Origin of the sequence: Streptomyces sp. NPDC052107 (assembly GCF_040680215.1) — a bacterium.
Classification (GTDB): Bacteria; Actinomycetota; Actinomycetes; order Streptomycetales; family Streptomycetaceae; genus Streptomyces.
Genome location: NZ_JBFAWG010000278.1, coordinates 1 through 1,469, shown reverse-complemented (window position 1 = coordinate 1,469; position 1,469 = coordinate 1). Strand labels below are relative to the sequence as shown.

The 1,469-nt window shown below is 66.0% G+C and carries 2 protein-coding genes and 1 tRNA gene; 1 reads left to right on the top strand and 2 read right to left on the bottom strand.

Going from position 1 to position 1,469, the window contains the following annotated elements:
* On the bottom strand, positions 1–364 hold a 364-nt coding region (locus AB0M27_RS47800), incomplete at its 3' end, for a helix-turn-helix domain-containing protein (protein ID WP_365732461.1).
* Between the two features lie 377 nt (positions 365–741).
* Positions 742–824, bottom strand: a tRNA-Leu gene (locus AB0M27_RS47795).
* Positions 825–1,142: 318 nt separating this feature from the next.
* On the opposite strand from AB0M27_RS47795, the gene AB0M27_RS47790 reads away from it, so the two are divergent.
* Positions 1,143–1,469 (top strand): DUF3662 domain-containing protein (locus tag AB0M27_RS47790; RefSeq protein ID WP_365732460.1); only part of this gene is annotated, 327 nt, incomplete at its 3' end.

The window sequence follows — 1,469 nt, the reverse complement described above, 5'->3', positions numbered from 1 at the left end:
CGTCGATCCAGTCGCCCCACGGGTGGGGGCCGCCGAGGAAGACGCCTTCGATGGAGAGACGGGTCCCGGCCCGCGCCATCGAGTTGTGGCGCAGGGCGAAGGCGAACTGCTGGCCGCCGTCGACCAGGGACTGGAGAGGCGATCCCTCCTGGGCGAAATCGACCGTGGAGGTCTGCTCGTCCATGATCGCCTGGGCGATGGCCTCCTTGGAGGCGAAGTGGAAGTACAGCGCCCCCTTGGTCACCTTGGCCCGGCGGAGGATCTCCGAGATGGCGGCGCGCTCGTAGCCGTAGTCGTCGAAGACACTCGCCGCGGCATCCACGATCGACCGCCACGTCTGCACCGCGCGAGCCTGCTTCGCCATTCCTGCCTCCGGGACGTTCTGTGCGCTCAGCCCTTCACTGCCGAGCAGCCGTCGATCCAGCCTCTACGGCCAGCGTATGCATGTATGCCGCCTCGCAGACCATCGGTCTGTCCGGAAACCGCTCCGGCAACCGCCCCGGAGACGCCCCGCCGACCGCCCGGTCCACCGCCGGACCATACCGACCGCCCTGCCTGTTTACCCCGGCACCCCGGGACCGACACAGCTCACGGAACAACACGGAAAGGCTGCGGACAGAGCGCGCGGACACAGCAGGAAGAGAGGCGTACAGCGGGAAACAACGAAGAACCCCCGCTCCGGATCTCTCCGGAGCGGGGGTTCTCCCGATTCAACTCGACGGTCGCAAGCGACTGTCGCTGTGCGCGAGGGGGGATTTGAACCCCCACGTCCCTAAGGACACTGGCACCTGAAGCCAGCGCGTCTGCCGTTCCGCCACTCGCGCAAGAGTGGTGTTTCCAGACTCTCTCTCACCTGTGTGGTGCGAGCGCCTGGCGACATCCGGAAGATTAGCACGCTGGACAGGGTGGATTCACATCCGTTGTTTCGCCGACCCCGGGACGGGAATCGGGAACGCGGAGCCGTCGCCCCCACTCCTCCAGAGAGCATCGCGTGTGCGGGACACTGTGAGGAGGCCCCCTCTACGATCCGTGTGAGGGGTGACACTCATCCACAGGGCAGAGAAGGGGAACCAGCCGATTTCCCGACGCGTGGATACGATCAGTAAGCAGTACAGGGACGATGACACCGGAGGAGGTGCCCCATGGGGGTCATGAAGCGTTTCGAGCAGCGCCTCGAAGGGCTGGTCAACGGCACCTTCGCCAAGGTCTTCAAGTCCGAGGTGCAGCCGGTGGAGATCGCCGGCGCCCTCCAGCGGGAGTGCGACAACAACGCGACGATCTGGAACCGCGAGCGGACCGTCGTCCCCAACGACTTCATCGTCGAGCTGAGCACCCCCGACTACGAGCGGCTCAGCCCGTACTCGGGTCAGCTGGGCGACGAGCTGTCCGGCCTGGTGCGCGACTACGCCAAGCAGCAGCGCTACACCTTCATGGGACCGATCAAGGTCCACCTGGAGAAGGCCGACGAC